Raw genomic sequence first — 21,988 nt, 5'->3', positions numbered from 1 at the left:
GCAGACTCTGCACTCTCCCGCCAGGGCATGTACATGACCCGAAACGCGTACTTCGTCCGGGTCAACTTGCCCTATCCGTCAGTCGACTTCTGACCCTTCTCCTTCGAAACCTCACCCTTTGAAGCATCGGCTTCCGGCTTCGCGGCGGCCTCCGGCTTCGCGGCGGCCTCGGGCTTCGCGGCGGTCTCCGGTTCCGCATCGGCTTCCGCTTCCGCGGCCGCCTCCTCGGCGGTCTCCTCCGCCTTGGACACCACCGACACCACCTCGATCGCCTCCTTGGCCACCGAGAGCAGCTTGGTGTCCTCGGGCGCCTGGTCCTCGGCGTTCTCCGGGTGGTGGCACGCCACCTGGTGCCCGGAGGCCAGCGAGAGCAACGGCGGCTCCTTCGTCTTGCAGATCTCCGTCGCCTTCCAGCACCGCGTGTGGAAGCGGCAGCCGGTGGGCGGGTCGATCGGCGAGGGGACGTCACCGCGGAGCAGGATGCGCTCGCTCTTGACGCCGCGCCGCTTGGGGTCGGGCACCGGCACCGCGGAGAGCAGCGCCTTGGTGTACGGGTGCATCGGCGTGGAGTAGAGGTCCTTGCGGTCCGCCAGCTCCACGATCTTGCCGAGGTACATCACCGCGATGCGGTCCGAGACGTGCCGGATGACCGACAGGTCGTGCGCGATGATCACGTACGTGAGGCCGAGCTCGTCCTGCAGGTCGTCCAGGAGGTTGACCACCTGGGCCTGGATGGAGACGTCGAGGGCCGAGACCGGCTCGTCCGCCACGACCAGCTTCGGACGGAGCGCGAGGGCCCGCGCGATGCCGATGCGCTGGCGCTGGCCGCCGGAGAACTCGTGCGGATAGCGGTTGTAGTGCTCGGGGTTGAGCCCGACGCGCTCCAGCATCTCCTGCACGGTCTTCTTCACGCCGCCCTCGGGCTTGACGCCCTGGAGCTTGAAGGGCGCGCCGACGATCGTGCCGATGGTGTGCCGGGGGTTCAGCGACGAGTACGGGTCCTGGAAGATCATCTGCACATCGCGGCGGAACGGACGCATGCCGCCCGTGCCCAGGTGCGTGATGTCCTTGCCCTGGAACTCGACGCGTCCGCCGGTCGGCTCCAGCAGGCGCGTGATGAGGCGGCCCATCGTCGACTTGCCGCAGCCGGACTCGCCGACCACGCCGAGGGTTTCCCCGGGGCGCACGTCGAAGCTGAGCCCGTCCACCGCCTGGACCGCCGCCACCTGGCGCTGGAGCAGCCCCTTCTTGATGGGGAAGTGCTTCACCAGGCCGTCGACCTTGAGCAGCGGCTCGGGCGAGCTCTGCGTCTGCGCCGGGATCGTCATCTCCTGGCCCTTCACGTCATCGTTCACAGCTTCGGCGCAATCTCTTCGGTCCAGATCCGGGTGCGCTCGTCCTGCGACATGTGGCAGGCGGAGTAGTGCCCGTCGGCCACCAGGCGCAGTTCGGGGCGCTCGCTGCGGGTGATCTGGTCCTTGGGGATGTCCGCGTAGGGGCAGCGCGGGTTGAAGGCGCAGCCGCTCGGCAGGTTGATCAGGCTGGGCGGGGAGCCCTTGACCGGGATCAGCCGCTCGGTCTCCTCGCGGTCGATGCGGGGCATCGAGCCCAGCAGGCCCCAGGTGTAGGGGTGCTGGGGTTCGTAGAAGACCTTCTCGGCCGTGCCGCGCTCGACGCACCGGCCGCCGTACATGACCAGGAGCTCGTCCGCCATCTCGGCGACCACGCCCAGGTCGTGCGTGATCATGATGACCGCGGAGCCGAACTCCTTCTGCAGGTCCCGGATGAGGTCGAGGATCTGCGCCTGGACGGTCACGTCCAGGGCGGTCGTCGGCTCGTCCGCGATGAGCAGCTCGGGGTTGTTGACGAGCGCCATCGCGATCATCGCGCGCTGGCGCATGCCGCCCGAGAACTCGTGCGGGTAGGAGTCGACGCGCTTGTCGGGCTGCGGGATCCCGACCCGGTCGAGCATGTCGATCGCACGCTTGCGCGCGGTCTTCTTGTCGACGTTGTTGTGGACCCGGTACGCCTCGGTGATCTGCTTGCCGATGGAGTAGTACGGGTGCAGCGCGGAGAGCGGGTCCTGGAAGATCATCGCCATCTCGCGGCCGCGCAGCTTGCGCACCTCGTCGGCCGGGGCGCTCAGCAGCTCCGTGCCGTCCAGCCAGATCTCGCCGGAGATCTGCGCCTTGCGGGCGCCGTACTGACCCGCGGTGTGCAGGCCGAGGATGCCGAGCGAGGTGACCGACTTGCCGGAGCCGGACTCGCCCACGATGCCGAGGGTCTTGCCCTTCTCCAGCTGGAAGCTGAGCCCGTCGACGGACTTGACCAGGCCGTCGTCGGTCGGGAAGTGCACCTTGAGGTCGCGCACCTCGAGGAAGGCGGAGGGAGCGGGCGAACCGGCGACGGGTTCACCCACCGCGGCTCCGCTCTTGGACAGTTCGGTCATCCCAGCCTCACTCGCGGGTCGATGACGGCGTACAGAAGGTCGACGACGAGGTTGGCGATGGCGATCGCGAGCGCCGCGAACAGCGTGACACCAAGAATGACGGGCAGGTCCTTGCTGCTGATGGCCCTGACCGCTTCGAGGCCGAGCCCCGGCAGGTTGAACGTGGACTCGGTGAGCACGGCGCCGCCCATGAGCACGCCGAGGTCGAGTCCGAAGACGGTGAGGATCGGGGTCATCGCGGAGCGCAGCGCGTGTTTGCGGATGACGGTGGCCTCGCCGAGGCCCTTGGCGCGGGCGGTACGGATGTAGTCCTCGCCGAGCACTTCGAGCATGGTCGCTCTGGTGAGGCGGGCGTACATCGCCGCGTTGAGGAAGGCGAGGACGATCCACGGCAGGATCAGTGTCTGTAGCCAGACGTCGATCGAGTCGTCGGTACTGAGGCTGTCCGCGATCTTCACCCAGCCGAGTTGGTGGACGAAGACGCCCATCGCGATCATGCCGGTGAAGAAGACGGGGAGCGAGACACCGCCGAGCGCGATGGTCATCGCGGAGCGGTCCCAGATCGTGCCCCGCTTGAGGGCGGAGATCACACCGGTGGCGACACCCGCGACGAGCCACAGGACACAGGCACCGGCGGCGAGCGCGGCGGTGACGGGCAGGGCGTCCTTGAGGGTCTCCCAGACGGGCGCCTCGGTACGGAAGGAGTAGCCGAAGCAGGGCGCCGGGCAGTGCGTGACGTCACTGCCGTTGACGTAGTCGCGCCCCATCGGGATGCCCTTGATGAAGTCCCAGAACTGGACGAGCAGAGGATCGTCGAGTCCCAGTTTGGTCCGGATGCCTTCGATCTGCTCGGCTCCGGTGGCCTTGCCGGCGAAGAGGACGGCGATGTCCTGTCCCGCCCACTTGGGCAGCATGAAGAAGACGGTGAAGGTCGCGAGCAGTACGACCAGCACCATGATGATTACGGCGAACAGGCGCCGGATGAGATAAGCAAGCACTGTGCGCGGCCCGGCGGTGGCCGGGACCCCCTTGTGAGGGGTCCCGGCCACCGCCCGGGGCCATCACCTGCCCTTCGGACTGGCGGGATTCGGCGGCGGTGGAACTACAACTGCTGTTTCCCTGACGGGAAGTGTGTGACAGCTACGGGTGTTACTTGACGACGCCGAGCGAGGCGTAGTCGTAACGGCCGTTGTAGCCGTCGGACATGTACGCGTTGGTCAGCCGCGACCCGCGCCAGGTGATGTTCTTCTCGTAGAGGAAGGGCATCCAGTCGGCCTGGTCGAGGATCCTCTTGTCGAGCTGCTTGTAGATGTCGCCGGCCGCGGCCGGGTCGGTCTCCGCGATCGCCTTGTCGAAGAGCGCGTCGACCTTCTTGTCCTTGATCTGCGACTCGTTGTAGTTACCGGTCGGGTTCAGGAAGCGGCTGTCGAACAGCGGCTGCGCGTAACCCTGGCCGGACGGGAAGTCCGGGCCCCAGCCGCTCATCGTCATGCCGTAGCCGCGCTTCTTCACGACGGACGGCGAGCCGGTGATGCTGGCGGTGTCGGCGCCGTCGAGCGAGTCGACCTGGACCTTGATGCCGACCTTGTCGAGCGCCTGCTGCAGCGACTCGGCGGCGTCGACCTCACCCGGCTGGTTGGTGCGGGCGGTGAGCTTGGTGGTGAAGCCGGACGGCTTGCCGCACTGCTTCAGCTCGTCCTTGGCCTTGGCGACGTCCGGCTTGCCCTTGCGCTTCAGCACGCCGTACGGGTCGTACTTGCTGTAGCCGGGGATCGCCACCGGGAAGGTGCTGTTGGCGATGTCGCCGGCCGCGACCTTGCCGCCGCGGGTCTGCTGAATGCTCGCGAAGTCGGTCGCGTAGAACACGGCCTTGCGGCAGTGCTCGTTGTCGAACGGCTTGGCGTTGTGGATGAGCGCGACGTAGCGCACGAAGGACGTGTGCATGTTGTCGACGTTGCCGCGGTGGTCCGTGACGGCGCTGACGCGGCCGGACTGGGTCATGCCCGTGCCGTTGATGTCGAGGTCGAAGTCCCCCTCCATCAGCTTCTTGTCGTTCTCCTCCTGGTTGGCGGAGAACGTCACGTCGATCTTGTCGGGCAGCGCGGCGCGGATCGGGTCCGAGGACTTCTTCCACTTGTCGTTGCGGACCAGAACGAGCTTCTTGTTGGACTTGTACTCCTGGAACTTGTAAGGCCCCGCGGAGAACGGCCGCTGCGTGTACTTGGCCTTCGTGTCCTTGGCCTCCTTCACCGGCGAACCGGTGGGCATGGCCAGGAACTGCTCGAAGTCACCGTTGCGCTTGGGCAGCTTGAAGATGATCGTCTGGTCGTCGGGGGTCTCGATCGCGTCGAGGCCGCCCTTGTCCTTGTACGGGCCCTTGTACTTGCCCTTGGGGTCGAGCGTCTGGCGGATGTAGCCGGGACCACCGGTGATGGTGTCCGTCGCCCAGGCGCGCTCGATGCCGTACTTGATGTCCTTGGCGGTCAGCGCCGAGCCGTCCTCCCACGTAAGGCCGTCACGCAGCTTGTACGTGTAGGTCTTGCCGTCGTCGGAGATCTTCGCCGTGGAGGTCGCGAGGTCCGGGACCAGCTTCGTGCCCGCCTTGCCCGGCTTGGTGTCGTAGGTCACCAGCTGCCGGGTGTAGAAGCGCATGAAGTCCCACGTCATGCCGTAGTAGGCGCGCTGCGGGTCGGCGGAGTCCAGGTCCTGCTTGCCGACCATCTTCAGCGTGCCTCCCTTCTTCTTGGAAGGGTTGGCGACCTTGTTCAGCGCCGCGTTGTAGCCGGCACCCTTCGAGTCGCTGTCGCCACCGTCACCGCCGCCGCACGCCGTGGTGGTCACCAGCGCCGCGACGACGAGGGCCGCACCGCTGGTGAGCCGTCGTTTCGTGGAACCTGTGGGCATTTTCTCGTAACCTCCGAGATCGCGGTCCCTGGCCTTGTGCTGCCGGAGAACCATGGTTAAAGCCACCTGACATGCGGCAGGGGCAAGCCAGTTGGGACCTTCTAGCGCGTCCCCTTCGGGTCGAGCGCATCACGCAGCCCGTCGCCGAAGAGGTTGAAGGCCAGGACGGTGATGAAGATCGTGACGCCCGGGAAAACCATGAACATCGGGTCGTGCTCGTACGTCTTGAGCGCGTCGCGCAGCATGCCGCCCCACGAGGCCGTCGGCGGCTTCACACCGGCGCCGAGGAAGCTCAGGGCCGCCTCCGTGAGGATGTTGGTCGGGATCATCAGCGTCGCGTAGACGGTGATGGGGGCGACCAGGTTGGGCAGCAGTTCGCGGAACAGGATGTGGCGCTTGCCGCCGCCGAGGCTGCGGGCCGCCTCCACGTACTCGCGTTCACGGAGCGAGAGCGTCTGGCCGCGGACGATGCGGCCGACGTACGGCCAGCCGAAGAAGCCGATGACCAGCACGAGGATGGCCACGCGCACGCTGGTGCCCTGCAGGCCCAGCAGGTCGTCGGGGAGCACGGAGACCAGCGAGATGATGAAGAGCAGCTGCGGGAACGAGAGCAGCACGTCCATCACGCGGCTGATCACGGCGTCGATCCAGCCGCCGAAGTAGCCCGCGATGATCCCGAAGAGGGTGCCGAGCGCCACGGCCACGATGGCCGCGAGGAACGCCACCAGGAGCGAGATGCGCGCGCCGAAGACGATCCGGCTGAAGATGTCGCGGCCCTTGTTGGGCTCGACCCCGAAGAGGAAGTCGCCGCTCACACCGCCGAGCGCGCCCTTGGGCAGACCCGTCAGCTCGTCGAGCTTGTCCTGGTGGAAGCCGTTGGGGTCGTGGCCCAACAGGTTCACGATCAGGGGCGCGAAGATGGCGACCAGCACCAGGAGCAGCACGGTGATGCCGCCGGCCAGGGCGACCTTGTCCCGCTTCAGGCGGGTCCAGGCGATCTGCTTGAGGGACCGACCCTCGACCTTTTTCACCCCTGCATCAACTGCGGGGGCGACGTCCTGGGTCGGGTCCGCGTCCGCAGGTGTGTCATGCAATGGTGCCGTCATCGTGGCAGGGACCCCTCTCAACCGGTGGTGACCGGCCCGCACTTGCCGCTGTAGCGACGTGATCAGTCCGTCGTACGAAGGGGCGGAGGCCCCTGGAGCGGGAGTCTTCATCCACGTCGCGATCTGTTACCAGACTTGACGGGGAAAGGATGCGCAACCGTGATGCTGATCGAGGTGTTCCGTTATCCGGACGCGAGTGAACGAGGGTCGAACACGGGGCAGTTGGGTTGCAAGGCGTCACAGGGGCCCATAGGGCCCCACCTGCACCACAACGGACATCACGTCCGTCGGCGCTGCTCAGTACTGCGCGGGGTATCCGTAGCCGCCCGCGGGCGCCGGGGCCGCCTGGGCCTCACGGTCGTAGAACGGCCTGGCATTGGCTCGTAGCCACATCGCGACCGGGTCGTAATCGTCCGACATCGCGACCGTCGAGACGGGCAGGCCCTCCGGAACTGCGGGGATGGACTGCCGCATCATCGTGCGCACCGCGTCGACCGACGGCGGCGACGTGTCGTACACGTCGAGGCCGATGGCCAGATATGGCGCACCGAGCGCGGGCTGCACCCAGGCGCGGCGCAGCGAGCGGACCACGGGGGTGCGGTGCGCGTTCTGCGTCAGCAGGGCGTAGAACTGGGGGATCTCGATGCTCGGCTCGGTGAGCCTGAGCGGTCCCGCGGGCAGCGCGTCGAGGCCCGTGGCGATGCGGCGCAGATCCAGCCAGGGGATGCCGACACCGCCGCCCGGCGCGTGCGGGTTGAGCCAGAGGCCGTAGTGGTCGGGGTAGAGGGTGCGGGCGATGGCGGTGCCGCGCACCACTTCGTAGCTCCGGTTCCAGCCACTGGCGGACAGCTCCTGGGCGGAGGTCACACAGGGTGCGTAGCCGAGGCCCTCGACCTCCATGTTCCCGTACTGGGCGTCGGGGGACCCGGCCTGGCCGTGCCAGAGCAGCATCCACACCTGGTCGGTGGCGAGCGCGCGCAGCAGTGCCTCGTACGCGTCGTAACGCCCCGGCGTCACCTGGCGCAGCAACTGCTCGATGTGCCCGGCCGCGGCCGTGCCCGACGCACTCACCCGTAACCGCCCCTTCGTGACGAACTCGGTGACCCTGTGGAAGACAGAGGAATGGAACCAGCTTAAGCGGCGATCCGGTGGTAGAAAGGCCGCACCTTCGCACGCAGCCAGTCGCCCACGGGGTCCTGCGCCACGTCGAGCAGCACCAGGTTCACCGGCCATGGGACCGGGGCCTGCCCCAGGGCGCGGCCCAGCGCCTCCATGGGGAGGTCGCGCGCGTTGCCGTCCCAGGTGGACAGCTCGACGCCGACGAAGAGCGTCGGGTCGTCCGTCTCCACATGGGCCAGACAGCGGCGCGCCGTGAGCACGACCCCCGCGGCCTCGAACTCCCGTGCAGCGGCGGCCAGGAAGTCCACCGGGTCCTCCTGCCAGTCCGGCTCGAACAGCCGTACCCGGCCACCGGTGCTCGGGCCGTCGAGCTCGGTGCGGCCGGTCCGGCAGAGCTCGGCGACGGCGGGCGGCGGCAGCGGGACGCCGACGGTGCCGTCCGGGTTCAGCGCAATGCCCAGCTGCGGGGGGAGGCCGCGGGCGAACTCGACGGCGGGCGCCACGGTGCAGCCCATCCGGTCGGCCGCGTCGCCGAGGGCCTGGCGGAACTGCTGCTCGGAGGTGAAGACGGGGACGTACGCCTGGCCCTCGATCTCCAGGGTCGGCAGGTCCAGGGTGCCGCTCTCGGGGCTGCCGCCGCTCGGCAGCGGTATCCAGAGGTGGCTGCGGCCGAGCACCTCGACGATGCGGCCGCCCGCGGACGCGGGGGCGCCGAGTGAGGCCGCAAGGACCTCCTCCAGTTCGTTGCCCGGCCATCCGCCGTACGGATGGGCATGTGCCTGCGCCGGAAAGTCCATCTGTCCAACCCCTGCTCGCGACCGCTCTGCCTGCGGCTCGAACCCTAACGCCGGTCGGCTCAGCGGTCGAAGGCGATCACCCGCAGCACCCGCGCGGCCGCCCGGTCGAGCAGCACGGCCGAGCGGCAGCCGAACGGCAGGTCGCCGCGCTCGGTGGCGGCGACCAGCCGGCCGACCGTCCTGCGGTGGCGTGCGAAGGCGTACCGCGAGACGCCGCGGCCGCGCTCGTGCTGGCCCCGCAGCGCCGTGTCCACCGGGACGTCGAGCATCAGCAGGTGCAGGGCCGTGCCGCGCCTGGCGGCCTCGCGGGCGAGCCAGCGGCGCACCCAGGTCTGGGTGCCGCAGTCGTGCACGACGACGCTCTCACCGGAGCGGAGGGTGCGGCGCAGCGTGGCGTAGTGCGCGAGGCGGACCAGGGGGCGGTAGACCGCGTAGGGCAGCAGGCGGGGCATCCGGTCGGCCCAGCGGTCGCGGGTGTCCTGGGAGTCGATGCGCGGGCCCGTGACGGCCTGCCGCATCAGGGTCGATTTTCCGCCGCCGGGCAGCCCGGAGACGACGACCAGGTCGCCCGCGCCGAACGTGAGGCGGTGCGGGCTGTGACCGGCCCGCTGCCGCAGATCGCGGACGACGGCGGCGGGCAGCCGACCGCAGCTCTCCGCGGCCGGGGCAGGAGCCTGCTTGGGCAGTGCCACCCCCGTGGAAGTGGCATAGAGACTCGTCCTGCTGCGCACCGTGATCGGCCTCCCCATAGCGGTCACGTACTGCTTCCCCCGCAAGTGTAAAGAGAAGGTAATGCGGCACAAGAGCACTCCGGAGTGACGGAACCCGCTGCCGGGCACGGGTCCCCCTGAACAGAGTCGCGTGCAATGATGTGCCCGCCAACTCCATACAGGCCGTTTGAATCCGCGCGGGAGAGTCTCCGGAACCCAGCTTGTGCTGTGGGCCCGGGGCGCCGAAGGAGCAAGTCCCTCCCTTGAATCTCTCAGGCCCCGTACCGCGCGGGCGAGGCACATCTGAAAAGCGGACCGCCCCGGCGGTCCCACCCAAGGTGCAAGCCGGACTTCTCGGATAGCGAGACACTCCCGGCGAACCTCTCAGGTTCCGATGACAGATGGGGAGGATCGACCTCGCCCGTCATGCCCTGGGAGTTCCCTTCATGAGCACTGCCCCCCGTCTGACCGCCCTAGATGCCGTGCATCGCGCGCTCGGCGCGACCATGACCGACTTCGCGGGCTGGGACATGCCGCTGCGGTACGCCAGCGAGCGCGACGAGCACAACGCCGTGCGCACCAAGGCAGGGCTCTTCGACCTGTCGCACATGGGCGAGATCACCGTCAGCGGCCCCGAGGCCGTGGACTTCCTGAACTTCGCGCTGGTCGGCAACATCGGCTCCATCGGCGTCGGCCGCGCCCGCTACACCATGATCGTCGCCGCGGACGGCGGCATCCTGGACGACCTGATCGTCTACCGGCTCGGCGCGCCGGAGGCCCCCGAGTACATGGTGGTCGCCAACGCGTCCAACGCCCAGACCGTCCTGGACGAGCTGAGCGCCCGCGCCGAGAAGTTCGACGTCGAGGTCCGCGACGACCGCGAGGCGTACGCGCTGCTCGCCGTCCAGGGCCCCGAGTCCCCCGGCATCCTGAAGTCGCTCACCGACGCGGACCTGGACGGCCTGAAGTACTACGCGGGCCTGCCCGGCACCGTCGCGGGCGTCGCCGCCCTCATCGCCCGCACGGGCTACACCGGCGAGGACGGTTTCGAGCTCTTCGTCGCCCCCTCCGACGCGGAGCAGCTGTGGGGCGCGCTGATGGAGGCGGGCACGCCCGTCGGCATGGTCCCGGCCGGTCTCTCCTGCCGCGACACGCTGCGCCTGGAGGCGGGCATGCCGCTGTACGGGCACGAGCTGACCGCCGAGCTGACGCCGTTCGACGCGGGCCTCGGCCGGGTCGTGAAGTTCGAGAAGACCAGCCAGTCGGACACCTTCCTCGGGCGTGCCGCGCTCGCCGCCGCCGCCGAGCGCGCCGAGACCGCGCCGCCGCGCAAGCTGGTCGGCCTGATCGCCGAGGGCCGCCGGGTCCCGCGCGCCGGTTTCCCGGTGGTCGCGGACGGCAAGGTGATCGGCGAGGTCACCTCCGGCGCCCCGTCCCCGACGCTGGGCAAGCCGATCGCGATCGCGTACGTCGACGCGGAGCACGCCGCTCCCGGCACCGAGGGCGTGGGCGTGGACATCCGCGGCACCCACGAGCCCTACGAGGTCGTGGCGCTGCCGTTCTACAAGCGCCAGAAGTGACCCCCCGCACATCTTTCCCGTTCCGCAGCACCCACCCGCGTACAGGAGAATTCAGGTCATGAGCAACCCCCAGCAGCTGCGTTACAGCAAGGAGCACGAGTGGCTGTCGGCCACCGAGGACGGTGTGGCGACGGTCGGCATCACCGAGCACGCGGCCAACGCGCTCGGTGACGTCGTCTTCGCCCAGCTCCCCGAGGTCGGCGACACGGTGACCGCGGGCGAGTCCTGCGGCGAGCTGGAGTCGACCAAGTCGGTCAGCGACCTCTACGCCCCGGTGACCGGCGAGATCGTCGCGGCCAACCAGGACGTCGTCGACGACCCCTCGCTGGTCAACTCCGCCCCGTTCGAGGGCGGTTGGCTGTTCAAGGTGCGCATCTCGGGTGAGCCGGACGACCTGCTCTCCGCCGATGAGTACACCGCCTTCACCGCCGGCTGACCCATACCGATAGGGATCGTGTGATGTCGCTTCTCAACACCCCCCTCCACGAGCTGGACCCGGACGTCGCCGCCGCCGTCGACGCCGAGCTCCACCGCCAGCAGTCCACCCTCGAAATGATCGCCTCGGAGAACTTCGCTCCGGTCGCGGTCATGGAGGCCCAGGGCACCGTCCTCACCAACAAGTACGCCGAGGGCTACCCCGGCCGCCGCTACTACGGTGGCTGCGAGCACGTGGACGTGACCGAGCAGATCGCCATCGACCGGGTCAAGGACCTGTTCGGCGCCGAGTACGCCAACGTCCAGCCGCACTCGGGCGCCTCCGCCAACCAGGCCGCCCTCTTCGCGATCGCCAAGCCCGGCGACACGATCCTCGGCCTGGACCTGGCGCACGGCGGCCACCTCACCCACGGCATGCGCCTGAACTTCTCCGGCAAGCAGTTCAACGTGGTCGCCTACCACGTGGACGAGGCCGGTCTGGTGGACATGGCCGAGGTCGAGCGCCTGGCCAAGGAGAACAACCCCAAGGTGATCATCGCGGGCTGGTCCGCCTACCCGCGCCACCTGGACTTCGCCGAGTTCCGCCGGATCGCCGACGAGGTCGGCGCGAGGCTGTGGGTCGACATGGCGCACTTCGCCGGTCTGGTCGCCGCGGGTCTGCACCCCAACCCGGTGCCGTACGCGGACGTGGTCACCTCCACCACGCACAAGACGCTCGGCGGCCCGCGCGGCGGCATCATCCTGGCCCGCGACAAGGAATTCGCGAAGAAGCTGAACTCGGCGGTCTTCCCCGGCTTCCAGGGCGGCCCGCTGGAGCACGTGATCGCGGCCAAGGCCGTCTCCTTCAAGGTCGCCGCGACGGACGACTTCAAGGAGCGCCAGCAGCGCACCCTGGACGGCGCCCGCATCCTGGCCGAGCGCCTGGTGCAGGACGACGCGAAGGCCGTCGGCGTCGACGTCCTGTCCGGCGGCACGGAGGTGCACCTCGTCCTGGTGGACCTGCGCAACTCCGACCTTGACGGCCAGCAGGCCGAGGACCGTCTCCACGAGGTCGGCATCACGGTCAACCGGAACGCGGTCCCGAACGACCCGCGCCCCCCGATGGTCACCTCCGGCCTGCGCATCGGCACGCCCGCGCTCGCCACCCGTGGCTTCCAGGAGGACGACTTCCGCGAGGTCGCCGACATCATCGCCGAGGCCCTCAAGCCGGGCTTCGACGCGGCGTCCCTCAAGACCCGCGTGACCGCTCTGGCCGACAAGCACCCCCTGTACCCCGGCCTGAAGTAGTTCCGTACTCTCTGTTTGTACGCTTTTGTTCGTACGTACGAAACATCGGGGCACCCCGCACACTGGAGAGTGAGCAGGGTGCCCCGCACCACGTCCCGCCCAGATCCCGCACCGCCTTGTACTTCTGCACTACCCCGGCAGACAACGGCGTCTACCAACCACCATTGGAGTTCCCGTGGCCATCTCGGTCTTCGACCTGTTCTCGATCGGCATCGGCCCGTCCAGCTCCCACACGGTCGGTCCGATGCGCGCTGCCCGCATGTTCGCGAGCCGCCTGAAGAACGAGGGCCTGATGGCCCACACCTCGGCGATACGGGCCGAGCTCTACGGCTCGCTCGGTGCGACAGGACACGGCCACGGCACCCCGAAGGCCGTCCTGCTCGGCCTGGAGGGCGAGTCGCCCCGCACGGTGAACGTGGAGGGCGCCGACGACCGCGTCGAGGAGATCAAGAGCGGCGGGCGCATCAATCTGCTCGGCATGCACGAGATCGACTTCGATTTCGACGAGGACCTGGTCCTGCACCGCCGCAAGGCCCTGCCGTACCACGCCAACGGCATGACGATCTTCGCGTACGACCGTGAGGGCGCCCTCGTCCTGGAGAAGACGTACTACTCCGTCGGCGGCGGCTTCGTGGTCGACGAAGATGCCGTGGCGGGCGACAACCCGATCGTGCCGGACGACACCGTCCTCAGGCACCCCTTCCGCACCGGCGACGAGCTGCTCCGCCTCACCGAGGAGACCGGTCTTTCCATCTCCGCGCTGATGCTGGAGAACGAGAAGGCGTGGCGCACCGAGGACGAGATCCGCTCGGGTCTGCTCGACATCTGGGGCGTCATGCAGGCGTGCGTGTCCCGCGGCATGTCCCGCGAGGGCATCCTGCCGGGCGGTCTGAAGGTCCGCCGTCGCGCCGCGAACTCGGCACGGCAGCTGCGCGCCGAGGGCGACCCGCAGGCCCGCGCCATGGAGTGGATCACGCTCTACGCGATGGCGGTGAACGAGGAGAACGCCGCGGGCGGCCGGGTCGTGACCGCCCCGACGAACGGCGCGGCGGGCATCATCCCCGCGGTCCTGCACTACTACATGAACTTCGTGCCCGGCGCCGACGAGGAGGGCGTGGTCCGCTTCCTGCTCGCGGCGGGCGCCATCGGCATGCTCTTCAAGGAGAACGCCTCGATCTCCGGCGCCGAGGTCGGCTGCCAGGGCGAGGTCGGCTCCGCCTGCTCGATGGCGGCGGGCGCGCTCGCCGAGGTCCTGGGCGGCTCCCCCGAGCAGGTCGAGAACGCCGCCGAGATCGGCATGGAGCACAACCTGGGCCTGACCTGCGACCCGGTCGGCGGACTCGTTCAGATCCCGTGCATCGAGCGCAACGGCATGGCGGCGGTCAAGGCCGTCACCGCCGCGAAGATGGCGATGCGCGGCGACGGCTCCCACAAGGTCTCCCTCGACAAGGTCATCAAGACCATGAAGGAGACCGGCGCCGACATGAGCGTCAAGTACAAGGAGACCGCCCGGGGCGGTCTCGCGGTCAACATCATCGAGTGCTGAGCGGCTGAGCGGTCGAGCCGCGGACGACGAGTTCCGGCTCGAAGAGGAGCTCGCCGGGGTGCGTCTGGGTGCCCCGGATCTGGGCGCACAGCAGGTCGACCGCCGCGCGGCCCATCGCCTCGATGGGCTGTCGCACCGTCGACAGGGGCGGCTCGGTGCAGGTCATGAAGGCCGAGTCGTCGAAGCCCACGACGGAGACGTCGGCGGGGACGGAGAGCCCCCGCCTGCGGGCCGCCCTGATGGCCCCGAGGGCGAGCGGGTCGCTGCCGCACACGATGCCGGTGACCCCGCGCTCCATGAGGCGCGCGGCGGCCGCCTGGCCGCCCTCCAGCGAGAAGATCGACCGCTCCACGAACTCCTCGGGCAGCTCCGTGCCCGCGGCCCGCGCCATGTCCCTGGCGGCCGCCAGCTTGCGGCGCGAGGGCATGTGGTCGGCCGGGCCGAGCACCAGGCCGATCCGCTCGTGGCCGAGCGAGGCGAGGTGGCGCCAGGCCTGCTCGACGGCGACGGTGTCGTCGCACGCCACGCAGGGGAAGTCGAGGCCGTCGATCGACGCGTTGATCAGGACGACCGGGATGTTCCGCTCCGCGAGGCGCCGGTAGTGGTCGTGCGGCGCGTCGGCCTCCGCGAAGAGGCCGCCCGCGAAGACCACGCCGGAGACGTGCTGCTGGAGCAGCAGGTCCACGTAGTCGGCCTCCGAGACCCCGCCCCTGGTCTGGGTGCAGAGCACGGGGGTGAGCCCCTGCTGGGCGAGGGCGCCCCCGATGACTTCGGCGAACGCGGGGAAGATCGGGTTCTGCAGCTCCGGCAGAACGAGGCCGACGAGCCGGGCCCGCTCGCCGCGCAGCTGCGTCGGCCGTTCGTAGCCGAGCACGTCCAGGGCCGTCAGCACGGACTGTCGGGTCGCGGCGGAGACGCCGGGCTTGTCGTTGAGGACACGGCTGACCGTCGCCTCGCTGACCCCCACCTTCTTCGCAACTTGAGCAAGTCGTCGCGTCATGGGCGCAAGAATAGCGCAAGGCCTGCAAGCCAGTTACGTAAACGGCCGCCCGGAATCCGGACGGCCGTGCACGCGTGCGCCTCCCTTACAGGTCAGGTGCAGGTCAGATGCCGGTCAGGGCTGCATGGTGAGCTTGAACGTGGACGTGTCGTTCTTGATGTCCTGCCCGTTGTTGCTCAACTTGGGCCGTACGAAGGTCGCTTCACCGACCGCGGGCCCCTGGCCCGCCTCCGGCAGCTCGTTGACGTAGATGCCGATGGGCGCGCCGGTGATGGAGACGTCCGTGAAGACGGTGTCCTTCACCGGGAACTCGGGAGTGCTGCCCGTGTACTTGGTCTGGAACATCACCCCGTGGAACGTCGGGTCGACGATGTCGACGTTGTTCACCCGGATCCCCTGGAAGACCTTCGACGCGGAGAACGCCCAGATGGCCGGGAAGTCCTGGCCCTTCCAGAAGGTGCCGCCCGCCCGTTCGATCGTGATGTTCTCGAAGGTGGTCGGATCCTTCCCGAAGCCGTTCATCGGGTAGCCGAAGTCCAGGGAGCTGATGGTGATCCCGGAGTAGACGAGGGTGTCGGCGATCCGGCTGTTGCGGAAGGTGTTGTTGTAGCCGCCGTAGACGGCGAAGCCCGCCGCGCGCCAGGTCAGGAGCGAGGTCAGGTTCTCGTAGACGTTGTCCTTCATGTCCGCGCCGCCCGCGTCGATGGCCGAGAAGAGGGCGAAGCTGTCGTCGCCCGTGGCCCGCGCCTCGTTGTTGGCGACCCGGTTGTCCGTACTGCCGTTGGTCATGTTGATGCCGTCGGCGAACATGTTGCGGATCCGCGAGTTCTTGATGGTCATGCGGTCCGTGTTGGCGCCCCAGTAGAGGCACACCATGTGTTCGTTCCAGATGTCGTCGATGGTGATGTCGGAGACGTTCTGGAAGTCGAAGACCTTGCCGGGTCCGTCGATGCGGGACGTGTAGTTGCCGAAGTAGGCGAAGCCCGAGAAGGACGAGCCCTTGGCGCTCGCCTCGGCACGGAATCCGACGTCCGTGTTGTCCTGGGACTTCGGTGCGTGGAACCGGGTGAACCAGGGCCCGGCGCCGACCACCTGGACGGCCTTCCCGTAGACCTGGAACTTGTTGCTCGTCTCGTAGTCGCCGGGCGGCAGATAGACGCCCGTCAGCTTTCCGCTGGTGTCCATGCGGACCTTGTCCAGGGCGTTCTGCACGTCCTGGTGGCCGAATCCGGCGGGCACCACGTACGAGCCGGGGTCGGGGTTGGCCTTCGCCGCCACCTGCTCCAGGTCGACGAAGTCGATGGCGTAGCGGGAGGTGTTGGCGCTGTCCTTCTGCAGCTTGATCCTGCTGCCCGCCTTGACCGTCCCGTCGAGCATGACGTGCGCCTCGTCGTAGATGTGCCGGGCCGGACCCGCTCCCGGCGAGTTGCCGGGCGAGGCCTCGTCCCCGTACAGCCAGGCGTACTTGGAGGTGAGGTCGATGGCCTTGCGGAAGACGCCGTCCACGTACACGTTCAGGGTCGCCTGGGTGCCTCCGCCGCCCGCGGCGTCCGGGATGGAGAAGCGGGTGACCAGGGTGTTGGTGTCCTGCTTGGCGGTGAACTCCACGGACTCGCCCGTCGAGTTCAGGGTGACGGCCTTGCGGCCGGAGGCCTCGCCCGCCAGGTCGCCGATGGTGCGGTTGGGGCCGACGGTCCTTGCGCCGCCCGCGAGGACGCCGTCCTCCGCCTCGTAGGTGTCGTAGGGCATGTCGGCGCCGCGGCCGACGAACAGCGAGTGGGTGCTGGTGTTGTTCGCGCGCTTGACCGGCAGTTCGTTGGCGTCGTCGGCGATGACCGTTCTGATCGAGAAGCGGCCGTCGCCCGCGGTCCAGGTGCCGAGCTTGACCGGTGCCGTGGTGTCCCCCGCGCCGATCACCCCGTTGTGCTCGCCGGTCAGGGTCTTCACTGTGGTGCCCTTGTCGTCCTGAAGGATGAGCTTGATGCCGTGTGCTCCGGACGCGGACGCCTGGGTGCCCTGGTTCTTGATCGCGACACTGAAGGTGACCTCCTTGCCCTTGGAGGGCGCGGACGGCGTCCAGCTCACCGGAGAGGCCAGCAGGTCGGCGGAGTCGACCGGCTTGACCACCAGCGGACTGGCGCTGGTGGAGGTGTTGTTGCCCTCGTCCTGCTCGATCACCTCGTTCTTGGTGTCCACCTCCGCACTGAAGGGGTACGACCCCGCATCGCGCGCGCCGGTCTTGGCGCTCACGGTCGTCGACTCGCCCGCACCGAGCGCGCCCACGGACGCGGTGCCCGCCTTGTCGCCGCCGAGGCGGAAGGCGGCGTCGGTGGCCGTCGAGGCCTCGGTGCCGCGGTTGTGCACGGTCGCGGTCAGGGTGAGCTCGTCGGTCTCGGTCGGCTTCTCCGGCGCGTACGACAGCTTGGTGATCTCCAGGTCGGGGTTGGCCGCCGGGGCGCCCATGACCTGGAACTCGGCGACCTGCCCGGCCGTGGCGCCGCTGTTCGCGGTGAACCGCAGGCGCACGTCGGCGACCTTGGCCGACACCGGGACGGTGACGGTGTTCTGGTTGCCTGACGGACTGAAGGAGTACTCCTTCTCCGCCACCAGCGAGGTGAAGTCGGCGGCCCTCTGCTCCCGGCCGAGGACCTCCACCTTCTGGGTGCGCGCACCCCACCCGGCGTCCGGGTTGAGCTTGACGACGACCGCGTCGACGTCGGCGTTGGCGCCGAGCTTGACGGTCACGGTGTTGGGGTAACTGCCCGCGGCGCCCTCCCAGTAGGTCGACGTCTGCCCGTCGTTGGCGTTCTCGGCGACGAAGGTGTGGATCACCGACGAGGCCGTGATCGGCTTGCCCTCGGCCAGGTTCTTGTTGCCGCCGCCGGGCCGGGTCACGGTGCTGCTGTGCGCGGAGACGTTTCCGGCCGCGTCGCGGGCCCGCACCGTGTAGGAGACCGTGACGTTGGCGGGACGGGTGTCGGTGTACGTCGTCACGTCACCGGCCACGGACTTCAGGAGCTTGCCGTCCGCGTACACGTCGTACGCCGTGACCTTCACGTTGTCGTCCGACGCCCCCCACGTCAGCTTGATCTCACCGCTGGACGGCTGGCCGAGGGTGAGGTTCGCGGGCGCGGTCGGCGCCTGCGTGTCGCCCGACTCCCCCTTGCGGGTGACGGAGTTGCTGTTGGCCGAGGCGTTGCCCGCGGCGTCCCTGGCCCGCACGTAGTAGGTGACGGTGGCACTCGTGGGCCGTGTGTCGGTGTACGTGCGCACGTCACCGGCGACGCTGGTCAGCAGCTCCCCGTTGGCGTAGACGTCGTACGCGGTCACGCCCTTGTCGTCGTCGGAGGCGTCCCAGGCGAGCTTGATCCGGCCCGGCTCCGGCTCGGCGAGGGCGAGGTTCTTCGGCGCGGTGGGCGCCTGCGTGTCGCCGCCCGCCGGGCCGTAGATCTCCAGCTCGGACAGCTGGCCCGCGGGCTGCGCGGTGTTGGCGGTGATCAGGACGCGGACGTAGCGCGTGGTGACCGTGTCGAGGGCGAGGGTCGCGGAGTGTTCGGAGGCCGCGGTGAAGGCGTACTCCTTCGACGCGGTCAGGTCGGTGAACCCGGAGCCGTCCGTGCTGCCCTGGATCTTGAGGGTCTGGCTGCGGTCGCCCCAGCCGTCGGGCAGGCGGAGGACCACCTCGTCGATCCGTACCGAGGAGCCCAGGTCGGCCTGGATCCACTGCGGCAGCTTGCCGTTCTCGCTCTCCCAGTAGCTGTCGCGGTTGCCGTCGTTGGCGTTCGCCGCGGTGTACGTCTGGGTGTGGCCGGACGCCTTGAGGGTCTTGCCGAGCGCCAGGTTCACGGAGGCGTCGGCGGCGCCGTGCACCTGCAGTTCGGCGAGTTGGGCGGCGGGCCAGCCGGTGTTGGCGGTGATGTGCACCCGGACGAAACGGGTCTGGGCGGACGGGAAGCGGATCGTCACCGTGTTGGCGGAGCCGGGTTCGAAGGAGCGGGCCCCGGACGCGGCGAGGGTGCTGAAGCCGCTGCCGTCGGGGCTGCCCTGCACGGACAGGGTCTGCTTGCGGGTCTCCCAGGCGGGCGGCAGCTTGAGGACCACCTCGTCGATGCGGGTGGCGCGGCCGAGGTCGACCTGTACCCACTGCGGCAGGTCGGACGACGAACCCTCCCAGTACGTACCCGCGTTGCCGTCGGTGATCTTCGCGGCGCCGTAATCCGCCTTGGCGCTGCTCGCCTTGGCGGGCTTGCCCGCGGCCAGGTCGGGGCCGCCCGCCGCGGACGCGGGCAGGGCGGGCAGGCCCAGAAGGAGGAGTGCCGCGGTGAGGGCGGCGGCGAAGGGCCGCCACCACCTGTGGGGTCTTCGGGCTCCGCCCTGTGCGGCTCTGATGGGTCTCATGGCTCGTGCGACTCCCTCGCTCTCGTGGGCACGCAGATTCTCGCGTGAAGAAGTGGGAGAATTGCAGAGAACTGTCGAGTTGACTACAGCGGACGCGAATGTTGTGACCGCCCGCTCGACCGAGGTTCGCGCCCATCTGGCCACCGCGAGCGGCCGATTCAACGGCGTCGTAGATGTTCAAGCCCCCACGCGTCGCCCTGCCTCGGTGATGCGATCCAGTTTTTGCAATCTTCGTACAAGTTATTGCGCACCTGGTTGCGACGGTGGTTATGTATGCGCCGCACCACGCGGCACCCACAGCACGGACGTACAGCACGACCCGGAGGGGGTCTCCCGATGTCATCCACGAGCAGCCGAACACTCTCGCTCGCCACCGCGACCGTTCTTGCGCTGGTGGCGCTGACCGCATGCGGCACCAGCAGCGACGGTGCCGAATCGGATTCCGGCGGCAAGGTGAAGCTCGACGTCAACGGGCAGCCGCCCAAGACCCAGGCCTTCGAACGCAAGCTCTACGACAAGCACGTGCAGCAGTTCGAGACGGCCAACCCGGACATCGACATCGTGCCCCACGAGGGCTTCATGGACCCGAAGACGTTCAACGCGAAGCTCGCGGGCGGCAAGCTCGAGGACGTCTTCTACGTGTACTTCACCGACACCCGGTCCCTGATCGAGAAGAAGCAGGCCGCGGACATCACGGACGCCGTCAAGGACATGCCGCACCGCGGCGACCTCCAGGACCCCCTGATGAAGATCTTCCAGGACGAGGAGGGGCGGCAGTACGGACTGCCGACGTCGAACTACTCGATGGGACTGGTCTACAACCGCGCCCTGTTCAAGAAGGCCGGTCTCGACCCCGACCGGGCGCCGAAGACCTGGGCCGAGGTCCGCAGCGCCGCCAAGAAGATCGCCGCACTCGGCGACAACACCGTGGGCTACGCCGACTTCTCCAAGAACAACCAGGGCGGCTGGCACTACACGGCGGAGCTGTACTCCCGCGGCGGCCGGATCGCGACGGAGAGCGACGGCAAGTGGAAGGCCGCGTTCAACACACCCGAGGGCAAGGCCACCTTCCAGGACCTCTACGACATGCGCTGGAAGGACGACTCGATGGGCAGCAAGCAACTGCTCCAGGTCGAGGACGTCCAGCGGATGATGGGCTCGGGCAAGCTCGGCATGTACGTGTCGGCCGCCGACAACATCACCGTCATCGCCAAGCAGTTCGGCGGGAAGTACGAGGACTACGCGCTCGCCCCCGCGCCGGACGCGAAGGCCACGCTGCTCGGCGGCGAGGGCTACATGATGAACCCCAAGGCGTCCCCGGCGAAGATCAAGGCGGGCGTCAAGTGGATCCAGTGGCGCTACCTCAACCCCGACCTCATCGAGAAGAACGTCGCCGACTACGCCGACGCCAAGCTCCCGGTGGGCATTCCGATGCCCACCGTCCCCGACGTCTTCCAGGGCTCGGTCCGCGACCGGATCGAGAAGGTCAAGAAGGACAACGCCAACATGCCGACCGGCAACTACCAGGCGTTCATGGACTCCGCGCCGAAGGTGCCCGGCGTGATCGAACCGCCCAGGGCCCAGGAGGTCTACGCGGTGCTCGACTCGGCGATGCAGTCCGTCCTCACCAAGAAGGACGCCGACATCGACGCGCTTCTCGACGACGCCGAGAAGAAGGTCAACGCGATCTACGACGCCTCCTGATGAGCATGTCGCTGAAGACCGCACCCCGGCAGGGCGCCGCCACGGCCCCGCCGTCCCCACCACCCGGCAAGCCACGGACGGCCCGCCGCCGCGCACTGCGCGAGAACCTGACGGCGTACGGATTCCTGAGCGCGGCCGTCGTGATCTTCGCGCTGTTCTCGTGGTGGCCGATCATCCGCAACGTGCTCCTCGGCTTCCAGAGCGTCAACTTCGCCACCGGCAACACCTGGAACGGCACCAGCAACTTCGAGAAGCTGTTCAACGACCCGCTGTTCCTCACCGCCTGGCAGAACACCGGCCTGTTCACCCTGTACGCGCTGGTCCTCGGCTTCGCGGTGCCGTTCCTGACCGCGGTGCTCCTCAACGAGTTCCGGCACGCGCGGGCGTACTTCCGGGTCCTCGTCTATCTCCCGGTCATGCTGCCGCCGGTGGTGGTGGCGCTGATGTGGAAGTGGTTCTACGACCCGGGCCCCGGCCTGTTCAACGAGATCCTCCGCACGCTGCACCTGCCGACCTCTGCCTGGCTGGACTCCTCCTCCACCTCCCTGATCTCCCTGGTCATCGTCTCGACCTGGGCCAACATGGGCACCACGACCCTGATCTATCTGGCCGCGCTCCAGACGATCCCCGGCGAGCTGTACGAGGCGGCGGAGCTGGACGGCGCCAACATCTGGCAGCGGCTGCGCCACGTCACCATCCCGCAGACCCGGTTCGTCCTGCTCGTCCTGCTGCTGCTCCAGATCGTCGCGACGATGCAGGTGTTCACCGAGCCGTACGTGATGACCGGCGGCGGCCCCGAGGACTCCACGGTGACCGTGATGTTCCTCGTCTACCGGTACGCCTTCGTCTACAACGACTTCGGCACCGCAAGCGCACTGAGCCTGCTGCTCCTGATCGCCCTGGGCGCCTTCTCCGCCCTCTATCTGCGGGTCACCCGCGCCGCCAAGGAGTGA

General features: G+C 68.7%; 16 protein-coding genes and 1 riboswitch. Of the genes, 6 read left to right on the top strand and 10 right to left on the bottom strand.

The window, feature by feature from the left end:
• Positions 1 to 71 precede the first annotated feature (71 nt).
• The 8 genes from ABZV77_RS17260 to ABZV77_RS17225 all read right to left on the bottom strand — a co-directional run bounded on the left by ABZV77_RS17260 (position 72) and on the right by ABZV77_RS17225 (position 9,124).
• Positions 72 to 1,328, bottom strand: coding sequence for a dipeptide ABC transporter ATP-binding protein (locus ABZV77_RS17260; protein WP_356257641.1), 1,257 nt, complete (start codon positions 1,326 to 1,328; stop codon positions 72 to 74).
• Positions 1,329 to 1,351: 23 nt separating this feature from the next.
• Positions 1,352 to 2,449 (bottom strand): ABC transporter ATP-binding protein, encoded by a 1,098-nt coding sequence (locus ABZV77_RS17255; RefSeq protein ID WP_356256893.1) that lies wholly within the window; start codon positions 2,447 to 2,449, stop codon positions 1,352 to 1,354.
• Complete coding sequence (locus tag ABZV77_RS17250; protein WP_356256890.1) at positions 2,446 to 3,447, bottom strand: ABC transporter permease; 1,002 nt, start codon at positions 3,445 to 3,447, stop codon at positions 2,446 to 2,448. Before ABZV77_RS17250 ends, ABZV77_RS17255 begins: the two co-directional genes overlap by 4 nt.
• A 151-nt stretch (positions 3,448 to 3,598) precedes the next feature.
• A complete protein-coding gene (locus tag ABZV77_RS17245; protein ID WP_356256887.1) occupies positions 3,599 to 5,353 on the bottom strand; it encodes an ABC transporter substrate-binding protein in 1,755 nt (584 codons plus the stop codon).
• Between the two features lie 101 nt (positions 5,354 to 5,454).
• The gene (locus ABZV77_RS17240; protein ID WP_356256884.1) at positions 5,455 to 6,459 is read right to left on the bottom strand and encodes an ABC transporter permease; all 1,005 of its coding nucleotides are present in this window, start codon (positions 6,457 to 6,459) and stop codon (positions 5,455 to 5,457) included.
• Positions 6,460 to 6,756: 297 nt separating this feature from the next.
• Positions 6,757 to 7,530 (bottom strand): enhanced serine sensitivity protein SseB C-terminal domain-containing protein, encoded by a 774-nt coding sequence (locus tag ABZV77_RS17235; protein ID WP_356256881.1) that lies wholly within the window; start codon positions 7,528 to 7,530, stop codon positions 6,757 to 6,759.
• A 62-nt stretch (positions 7,531 to 7,592) separates the two neighbouring features.
• The gene (locus ABZV77_RS17230; RefSeq protein WP_356256878.1) at positions 7,593 to 8,375 is read right to left on the bottom strand and encodes an enhanced serine sensitivity protein SseB; all 783 of its coding nucleotides are present in this window, start codon (positions 8,373 to 8,375) and stop codon (positions 7,593 to 7,595) included.
• Positions 8,376 to 8,434: 59 nt separating this feature from the next.
• Positions 8,435 to 9,124 (bottom strand): AAA family ATPase, encoded by a 690-nt coding sequence (locus ABZV77_RS17225; protein ID WP_356257638.1) that lies wholly within the window; start codon positions 9,122 to 9,124, stop codon positions 8,435 to 8,437.
• A gap of 149 nt (positions 9,125 to 9,273) precedes the next feature.
• Positions 9,274 to 9,382, top strand: a riboswitch (glycine riboswitch).
• 149 nt (positions 9,383 to 9,531) lie between these two features.
• Between ABZV77_RS17225 and gcvT the strand changes: the two genes are divergently transcribed.
• The 4 genes from gcvT to ABZV77_RS17205 all read left to right on the top strand — a co-directional run bounded on the left by gcvT (position 9,532) and on the right by ABZV77_RS17205 (position 13,933).
• A complete protein-coding gene (gcvT, locus tag ABZV77_RS17220; protein WP_356256875.1) occupies positions 9,532 to 10,665 on the top strand; it encodes a glycine cleavage system aminomethyltransferase GcvT in 1,134 nt (377 codons plus the stop codon).
• A gap of 58 nt (positions 10,666 to 10,723) precedes the next feature.
• A complete protein-coding gene (gcvH, locus tag ABZV77_RS17215) occupies positions 10,724 to 11,101 on the top strand; it encodes a glycine cleavage system protein GcvH (RefSeq protein ID WP_356256872.1) in 378 nt (125 codons plus the stop codon).
• A gap of 23 nt (positions 11,102 to 11,124) precedes the next feature.
• Positions 11,125 to 12,387 carry a serine hydroxymethyltransferase gene (glyA, locus tag ABZV77_RS17210; protein ID WP_356256869.1) on the top strand — a complete coding sequence of 421 codons (1,263 nt, stop codon included), beginning with the start codon at positions 11,125 to 11,127 and terminating at the stop codon, positions 12,385 to 12,387.
• A gap of 175 nt (positions 12,388 to 12,562) precedes the next feature.
• On the top strand, positions 12,563 to 13,933 hold the full coding sequence (locus tag ABZV77_RS17205) for an L-serine ammonia-lyase (RefSeq protein ID WP_356256866.1): 1,371 nt from the start codon (positions 12,563 to 12,565) through the stop codon (positions 13,931 to 13,933).
• Here the strand turns inward: ABZV77_RS17205 and ABZV77_RS17200 are convergent.
• Together ABZV77_RS17200 and ABZV77_RS17195 are read right to left on the bottom strand one after the other, a co-directional pair.
• Positions 13,920 to 14,933, bottom strand: coding sequence for a LacI family DNA-binding transcriptional regulator (locus ABZV77_RS17200; RefSeq protein ID WP_356256863.1), 1,014 nt, complete (start codon positions 14,931 to 14,933; stop codon positions 13,920 to 13,922). The genes ABZV77_RS17205 and ABZV77_RS17200 overlap by 14 nt on opposite strands.
• 114 nt (positions 14,934 to 15,047) lie before the next feature.
• Positions 15,048 to 19,331 carry a discoidin domain-containing protein gene (locus tag ABZV77_RS17195; RefSeq protein WP_356256860.1) on the bottom strand — a complete coding sequence of 1,428 codons (4,284 nt, stop codon included), beginning with the start codon at positions 19,329 to 19,331 and terminating at the stop codon, positions 15,048 to 15,050.
• 336 nt (positions 19,332 to 19,667) lie between these two features.
• On the opposite strand from ABZV77_RS17195, the gene ABZV77_RS17190 reads away from it, so the two are divergent.
• Together ABZV77_RS17190 and ABZV77_RS17185 are read left to right on the top strand one after the other, a co-directional pair.
• On the top strand, positions 19,668 to 21,035 hold the full coding sequence (locus ABZV77_RS17190; protein ID WP_356256857.1) for an extracellular solute-binding protein: 1,368 nt from the start codon (positions 19,668 to 19,670) through the stop codon (positions 21,033 to 21,035).
• Positions 21,035 to 21,988, top strand: a complete 954-nt coding sequence (locus tag ABZV77_RS17185; protein ID WP_356256854.1) for a sugar ABC transporter permease — start codon at positions 21,035 to 21,037, stop codon at positions 21,986 to 21,988. The genes ABZV77_RS17190 and ABZV77_RS17185 overlap by 1 nt, the downstream gene beginning before the upstream one ends.

The organism is Streptomyces sp. NPDC004732 (assembly GCF_040609235.1).
Classification (GTDB): Bacteria; Actinomycetota; Actinomycetes; order Streptomycetales; family Streptomycetaceae; genus Streptomyces.
The sequence above is the reverse complement of the archived record's forward strand: the minus strand, read 5'-3'. Positions and strand labels throughout refer to the sequence as shown.

Bases quoted from the DNA above. Each gene is read 5' to 3' on its own strand.
- ABZV77_RS17260 (WP_356257641.1), bottom strand. From the start codon at position 1,328: ATGACGATCCCGGCGCAGACGCAGAGCTCGCCCGAGCCGCTGCTCAAG.
- ABZV77_RS17225 (WP_356257638.1), bottom strand. From the start codon at position 9,124: ATGGGGAGGCCGATCACGGTGCGCAGCAGGACGAGTCTCTATGCCACT.
- ABZV77_RS17240 (WP_356256884.1), bottom strand. From the start codon at position 6,459: ATGACGGCACCATTGCATGACACACCTGCGGACGCGGACCCGACCCAG.
- glyA (WP_356256869.1), top strand. From the start codon at position 11,125: ATGTCGCTTCTCAACACCCCCCTCCACGAGCTGGACCCGGACGTCGCC.
- ABZV77_RS17185 (WP_356256854.1), top strand. From the start codon at position 21,035: ATGAGCATGTCGCTGAAGACCGCACCCCGGCAGGGCGCCGCCACGGCC.
- ABZV77_RS17230 (WP_356256878.1), bottom strand. From the start codon at position 8,375: ATGGACTTTCCGGCGCAGGCACATGCCCATCCGTACGGCGGATGGCCG.
- gcvT (WP_356256875.1), top strand. From the start codon at position 9,532: ATGAGCACTGCCCCCCGTCTGACCGCCCTAGATGCCGTGCATCGCGCG.
- ABZV77_RS17195 (WP_356256860.1), bottom strand. From the start codon at position 19,331: ATGAGACCCATCAGAGCCGCACAGGGCGGAGCCCGAAGACCCCACAGG.
- gcvH (WP_356256872.1), top strand. From the start codon at position 10,724: ATGAGCAACCCCCAGCAGCTGCGTTACAGCAAGGAGCACGAGTGGCTG.
- ABZV77_RS17245 (WP_356256887.1), bottom strand. From the start codon at position 5,353: ATGCCCACAGGTTCCACGAAACGACGGCTCACCAGCGGTGCGGCCCTC.
- ABZV77_RS17190 (WP_356256857.1), top strand. From the start codon at position 19,668: ATGTCATCCACGAGCAGCCGAACACTCTCGCTCGCCACCGCGACCGTT.
- ABZV77_RS17200 (WP_356256863.1), bottom strand. From the start codon at position 14,933: ATGACGCGACGACTTGCTCAAGTTGCGAAGAAGGTGGGGGTCAGCGAG.
- ABZV77_RS17255 (WP_356256893.1), bottom strand. From the start codon at position 2,449: ATGACCGAACTGTCCAAGAGCGGAGCCGCGGTGGGTGAACCCGTCGCC.